This window comes from Streptomyces sp. NWU339 (genome assembly GCF_003143855.1).
Lineage (GTDB): Bacteria > Actinomycetota > Actinomycetes > Streptomycetales > Streptomycetaceae > Streptomyces.
Map to the genome: position 1 here is coordinate 1 of NZ_QFRK01000106.1, position 6,050 is coordinate 6,050.

Consider the following 6,050-nt stretch of genomic DNA (forward strand, 5'->3'; position numbering starts at 1 on the left):
CCGCCGGTCCAGCGACCCGGCGTTGACCCCGATCCGGATCGGCGTGCCGTGGTCGTTGGCCGCCTGCGCGATCTCCTTGACCTTGTCGTCGAACTGCTTGATGTTGCCGGGGTTCACGCGGACGGCGGCGCAGCCGGCCTCGATGGCCGCGAACACGTACTTGGGCTGGAAGTGGATGTCCGCGATCACCGGGATCTGCGACTTGCGGGCGATGACCGCCAGCGCGTCCGCGTCGTCCTGGGTGGGGCAGGCCACCCGCACGATCTGGCAGCCCGACGCGGTCAGCTCGGCGATCTGCTGCAGCGTCGCGCCGATGTCGGAGGTGCGCGTGGTGGTCATCGACTGCACCGACACCGGCGCGTCCCCGCCCACCGCCACCGACCCCACCTGGATCCGCCGCGACGCACGCCGCTCGGCGAGCAACGACGCGGGCGCCTCGGGCATCCCGAGCGATACGGCGGTCACGGCCTCACTCCCTGCTTCCCGGGTTTCCCGAGGGCCCCGAGACCGTGTCGCGCATGGCGCGCAGGGACTCCTTGAGCGACCCCATGGTGGCGAGGACGGCGGTGGGCTCGTATCCGCAGTGCGCCATGCAGTTGGCGCAGCGCGGGTCCTTGCCGCGGCCGTACTTGTCCCAGTCGGTCTCCTCGATCAGCTCCCGGTACGTCGGCACATAGCCGTCGCTCATCAGATAGCAGGGGCGCTGCCAGCCGAAGAGCGAGTAGTTCGGGATCGCCCACGCGGTGCACGGGAAGTCGATCCTGCCCTCGAGGAAGTCCAGGAACAGCGGGGAGTGGTTCAGCCGCCAGCGGCGCCGGTTGCCGCCGGCGAAGGCCTTCCTGAACAGCTCCCGGGTCTGCTCCACACCCAGGAAGTGCTCCTGGTCGGGGGCCTTCTCGTAGGCGTAGGCGGGCGAGATCATCATCTCGTCGACCTTGAGGTCGTCGTTGAGGTAGTTGAGCACCTCGACGACGGTCTGCGGGGTGTCGGTGTTGAAGAAGGTCGAGTTGGTGGTGACCCGGAAGCCGCGCCGCTTGGCCTCCTTGATGGCGGCCACGGCCTCGTCGAACACGCCCTCCTTCGCGACGGACTCGTCGTGCCGCTCGCGCAGCCCGTCGATGTGCACGGCGAACGCGAAGTAGGGCGACGGCGTGAACTTGTCCATCTTCTTGCGCAGCAGCATGGCGTTGGTGCACAGGAACACATACTTCCTCCTGGCCACCAACTGACGTGTGATCTCGTCGATCTGAGGGTGCATCAGCGGTTCACCGCCGGCGATCGACACCATCGGCGCACCGGACTCCAGCACCGCGCCCACGGCCTGGGCGACCGGCATGCGCTGCTTGAGCACCCCGGCCGGGTGCTGGATCTTCCCGCAGCCCTCGCACGCGAGATTGCAGGCGAAGAGCGGTTCCAGCTCGACGATGAGCGGAAACTTCTCGCGCCTGCGGAGCTTCTGTTCAGCCAAGTACGTAGCGACCTTGATGGACTGCCGCAGTGGCATGGCCATCTGGCTCACCTCCTGGGGAGCAGCAAGGAACGGTGCCATTCGAGATACGCGGGAAGAACGGAACGAAGAACGCGGAAAGCCGATATTCCACCGCGCACCGTGCCGATCCGGACCAGTTCATGTTCAGGAGCGTCCACGACCACCCGGACGGCCGCAACAGGGCGCGCACCCAACCGGACGGCGCTCAGGAGCGTGGCCGCGGACTCCATGTCCACGGCGATCGCGCCGGTGGCGAGCAGCTCGGACCGTTCGTGCCCGCGGACGACGTGCTCGGAACCGGTGAGCGGACCGGTGTGGACGGTGCGCCCCGGGGCGACCCGGCCCAGTTCCTTCACCAGCAGTTCGGTGCCGTCGCAGGGGACGCTGCCGCGCGGGTCCCGGGTCTCCTCGGCGACCACCAGGTCGCCGGGGTGCATCCCGGGGGCCAGCCCCGCGCAGAAGCCGGTGGCCAGCACGGCCGCGTCGCGCAGCACCCGTTCGGCGAGCATCCGGGTGACCGAGCGCTCGGCCGCCTCCGGCCCCATGCCCGTCCGCAGGACGGTGACCGGCCCGGCGGCCCCTGCCCGCACCCGCCTGTGCAGGGCGAGCTGCTCGATGCCGAGCGCGCAGGCGATCAGCAGCGGGGCCGGGGCCGGCCGGGCGCTCATCAGCTGCCCTTCGCCTCGGCGAGCCGCTGCTCCGGTCCGGGACCCGAGGCGCCGGCGTCCGACACGCCGACACCCGAAGCATCCGGTGCGCCCGCGCTCGCCGTGCCCGCACCCGGCTGTGCCGCGGCGGGCTTCCCGGCGAACGGTTCCCCGTTCACGTACCGGCCGAGCGCGGTGAGCGGGAAGACCTGCCGGTAGAGGTGGTAGTTGATGGAGAAGTCCCAGGGGAAACCGGTGCCGGTGAAGTGGGGCTCGTCCCAGGAGCCGTCCTCCCGCTGGGTGGCGGCCAGCCACGCGATGCCGCGCTCGACGGCCCCGGACTCCCTCTCGCCGGCCGCCAGCAGGGCCATCAGCGCCCACCCCGTCTGCGACGCGGTCGAGGCGCCCCGGCCACTCCACTCACGGGCGTGCCGGTAGGAGCGCAGGTCCTCGCCCCAGCCGCCGTCGTCGTTCTGGACCGACTCCAGCCAGGCGACGGCCCGCCGGATCGCCGGGTGCGAGCCGGGGAGCCCGGCGGCGACCAGCGCGGGCACCACGGACCCGGTGCCGTAGAGGTAGTTGACGCCCCAGCGGCCGAACCACGAGCCGTCCGGCTCCTGTTCGGCGAGCAGCCACCGGATGCCGCGCCGGGTGCGCGGGTCGTGGGCGAGTCCCTCGACGGCGAGCATCTCCACGACGTGGGCGGTGACATCGGCCGACGGCGGGTCGATGACCTCGCCGAAGTCGCAGAACGGCAGCCGGTTGGGGAACGGGCTGGTGTTGTCGACGTCGAACGCGCCCCAGGCACCGTTGCGGGACTGCATGCCGAGGTTCCAGCGCACTCCGCGGCCGATGGCGTTGTCGACCCGCTCCGGGTCGTGGTGCTTGACCCGGCGGAGTGCGAGGACCACCTCGGCGGTGTCGTCGATGTCGGGGTAGTTGTCGTTGTGGAACTCGAACGCCCAGCCACCGGGCGGCAGTCCGGGCCTGCGGACGGACCAGTCACCGGGTCTGACGACCTGTTCGCCGAGCATCCAGTCGGCGGCCCTGACCAGTTGCGGGTGGTCGGCGGGCAGACCGGCGTCGGCCAGGGCGATGGTGGCGAGACAGGTGTCCCACACCGGGGACTGGCAGGCCTCGATCATCCGGGCGCCGTCCTCGCGCCACACGGCGAACCGGTCCAGGGACTGGAGTCCCGCGCGCATCACCGGGTGGTTCAGGTCGTAGCCGAGCAGGTGCAGGGCGATGACCGAGTACACGGCGGGCGGCTGGATGCCACCCCAGCAGCCGTCGTTCTCCTGCCGCTCGATGATCCAGCGGGCCGCGGTGTGCATCGCCGCCCTGCGCAGCCCACGCGGGACGGCCCTGCGCAACGCGCGCAGGCCCTTGTCCAGCCGCTGGAAGGCGCCGTCCCAACTGGTCGCCGGAGCGAGCGGTACCGGAGGGTTGGGACGGACCGGGTCGGTGTGCAGTTCGTCCAGCGGGAACGGGGCGGGCCGTACCGGCCGCTTGGCGGAGACGATCGTCAGCGGGACGATGGTCTGCCGTGCCCAGCAGCCGAAGTCGTAGATGTTGAGCGGCACCCAGGACGGGAACCAGATCAGCTCGGGCGGGAGTTCCGGCAGGTCCTCCCACTTCCACCAGCCGAACAGGGCCAGCCAGATCCGGGTGAAGACCCGGGAGGCGGCGACCCCGCCGTGCGCGCGGACCCAGGCGGAGGCCCGCGCCATGTGCGGGGCGTCCGGCGAGTCACCGGCCAGCCGGAGGGCGACGTACGCCTCGATGGTGGTGGAGAGTTCGCCGGGGCCTTCGTGGAAGGTGGCCCAGGTGCCGTCCTCGCGCTGCTCGCCCCGGATGAACAGGGCGGCGGCATGGGTGGTCTTTTCGTCGAGAACCCCGAGGAACTGACGCAGCAGCAGGTCCTCGGCGTCCATCGTGACGTTGGTCTCGAGGTCTCCCTTCCACCAGCCCTGGTCGTCCTGGCGGGACAGCAGGAACTCGGTGGCGCGCCGCATGGCGCCGGCGGCGATGTCGGGTGCCCCGGCCGCCACGGGGATGTCGGTGTCGTTTTCGCTGGCCGCGGTCACTCGGGACGGCAGGGCCGCCCCGGTGCTTCCGTCGGTCGTCGCTGTCATGGCTTCCCCTTCGTGCAGTCCTGCAATGTGTGCGTCTGCTGTGGGTCCGCCGTCGGCCGGTGCCGTACTCCTCGTCACACCGGCCGGCGACTACGCGAGGGCTATTCGACCGATGGTGATCATCTCTTTCGTACGACGACGAAGTCCGCGAGCGCCGTGAACTGGTCCCGTACTCGGTCGGGCATGTCGACGGCGTCGAGGGCTTCGATGGCGGTGGTGTGCTGACGACGTGCTTCCTCGGCGGTCCACTCCCGTCCGCCGGCCTGCTCGATGAGGGCCGCGCGGGCCGCGAACTCCTCCTCGGAGAAGTTCGCGAAGTCGCTGCTCTCGGCGTCGGCGGCGAGGATGTGGGCGAGCTGTTCGGAGGCGGAGCCGCCCGCGGCGAGCGCCGCCACGACCGGGAGGGACTTCTTGCGCTGCCGCAGGTCGCTCCAGGTCTGCTTGCCGGTGGCAGCCGGGTCGCCCCAGATGCCGAGCAGGTCGTCGACGGCCTGGAAGGCCAGGCCGAGGTGGTAGCCGTAGGTCTCCAGGGTGTCGGCGGTGTGCTGGTCGGCACCGCCGAGGACGGCTCCGACGGAGCTGGCGCAGGCCAGCAGGGCGCCGGTCTTGTTGCCCTCCATCTCCAGGCACTCCTCGACGCCGACCCGTTCGCGGTGCTCGTAGGAGATGTCCTGCGCCTGGCCGTCGATGAGGGAGCGGCTGGCGGTGGTCAGCCGGCGGGCGGCCCGGGCGGCCTCGGCGGTGCCGAGTTCCAGCAGCACGTCGTAGGCGAGGGCGAACAGGGCGTCGCCGACCAGGATGGCCTGGGCGGGGCCGTGCACCTTCCAGACGGTGTCGCGGTGCCTGCGCTGTTCGTCGCCGTCCATCAGGTCGTCGTGCAGCAGGGAGAAGTTGTGCACGAGTTCAACGGCGACCGCGCCGGGGATGCCGACCTCGGGGGCGGCACCGGTGACTTCGGCGGACAGCACGGCGAGCGCGGGGCGTACGGCCTTGCCGCCGTCGCCGTCGGCGGGCCGGCCGTCGGCGTCGAGCCAGCCGAAGTGGTAGGCGGCGACGGTGTCCATGGGAGGCGCCAGGCGGTCGATGGCCGCCCGCAGTACCGGCATGGCCAGTGTCCGGCCGCGCTCCAGGAGCGCGGGCGCGTCCGCCGCGGTCCTTCCAGCGGCCGTCGAGGCCGGGGGCACAGTGGGCACAGTCTCTCCTCTTGTTGCGGTACCGAGGGTGCGCGGGCCTGCCGCGGCGGGTGCGTCGGCGGTCACCGGAGCCCACCTCGCACGACGGCGCCCGGAACGCCGCGGTCGGCCGCCTCCTCCTCTGCGAAGAGGTGGCGGGGGCGGGGCCGGCCCAGGGCGCCCAGCGCGGCGTCCGCCGCGTCGACGCCGCTGCGGACCGCACCCTCCATGGTCGCGGGCCACCCGGTGGCGGTCCACGCTCCGGCCAGATACAGGCCGGGGGCCTTGGTGCGGGCGCCGGGCCTGAGCCGTCCGACGCCGGGGGCGGGAACGAACGTGGCGGTGCGCTCCCGGGTGACGAAGAAGTCCCGTACGCCGGCTCCGCGGGTGCGCGGCAGCAGCCGTTCCAGTTCGGGCAGATAGCGTGCGCGCAGCGCGGCCACCGGCTCGTCGATCTCGTTCTGCGCGACCGACTGCGACACGGCCAGGTACTGCCCCTGCCGCAGGCCGGACGCCTCGGTGCGGTCGAAGACCCRCTGCACGGGGCTGCCGAGGGCCGCGAAGAAGGGCCGGGCGAGCACCKTGCGGTCGTAGACGACGTGGACGT

The 6,050-nt window shown here is 71.8% G+C and carries 6 protein-coding genes; all 6 read right to left on the reverse strand.

Features of this window, described 5'->3' with window-relative positions; all coding sequences use genetic code 11:
- The coding region (locus DIZ27_RS42995) for a flavodoxin-dependent (E)-4-hydroxy-3-methylbut-2-enyl-diphosphate synthase (protein WP_181383996.1) at positions 1–465 on the reverse strand (465 nt) is incomplete at its 3' end.
- Between the two features lie 4 nt (positions 466–469).
- Positions 470–1,510 carry an adenosyl-hopene transferase HpnH gene (hpnH, locus tag DIZ27_RS43000; RefSeq protein WP_109383719.1) on the reverse strand — a complete coding sequence of 347 codons (1,041 nt, stop codon included), beginning with the start codon at positions 1,508–1,510 and terminating at the stop codon, positions 470–472.
- 5 nt (positions 1,511–1,515) lie between these two features.
- Complete coding sequence (locus DIZ27_RS43005; RefSeq protein ID WP_109383720.1) at positions 1,516–2,157, reverse strand: 1-hydroxy-2-methyl-2-butenyl 4-diphosphate reductase; 642 nt, start codon at positions 2,155–2,157, stop codon at positions 1,516–1,518.
- Positions 2,157–4,271: a squalene--hopene cyclase gene (shc, locus tag DIZ27_RS43010; protein WP_258308876.1), complete on the reverse strand. Its 2,115-nt coding sequence runs from the start codon at positions 4,269–4,271 to the stop codon at positions 2,157–2,159. Before shc ends, DIZ27_RS43005 begins: the two co-directional genes overlap by 1 nt.
- 119 nt (positions 4,272–4,390) lie before the next feature.
- The gene (locus DIZ27_RS43015; protein WP_109383721.1) at positions 4,391–5,455 is read right to left on the reverse strand and encodes a polyprenyl synthetase family protein; all 1,065 of its coding nucleotides are present in this window, start codon (positions 5,453–5,455) and stop codon (positions 4,391–4,393) included.
- 71 nt (positions 5,456–5,526) lie between these two features.
- Positions 5,527–6,050, reverse strand: a 524-nt coding sequence (locus tag DIZ27_RS43020; RefSeq protein WP_181383997.1) for an FAD-dependent oxidoreductase, incomplete at its 5' end; no start/stop codon positions are given.

Bases quoted from the DNA above. Each gene is read 5' to 3' on its own strand.
- hpnH (WP_109383719.1), bottom strand. From the start codon at position 1,510: ATGGCCATGCCACTGCGGCAGTCCATCAAGGTCGCTACGTACTTGGCT.
- DIZ27_RS43005 (WP_109383720.1), bottom strand. From the start codon at position 2,157: ATGAGCGCCCGGCCGGCCCCGGCCCCGCTGCTGATCGCCTGCGCGCTC.
- shc (WP_258308876.1), bottom strand. From the start codon at position 4,271: ATGACAGCGACGACCGACGGAAGCACCGGGGCGGCCCTGCCGTCCCGA.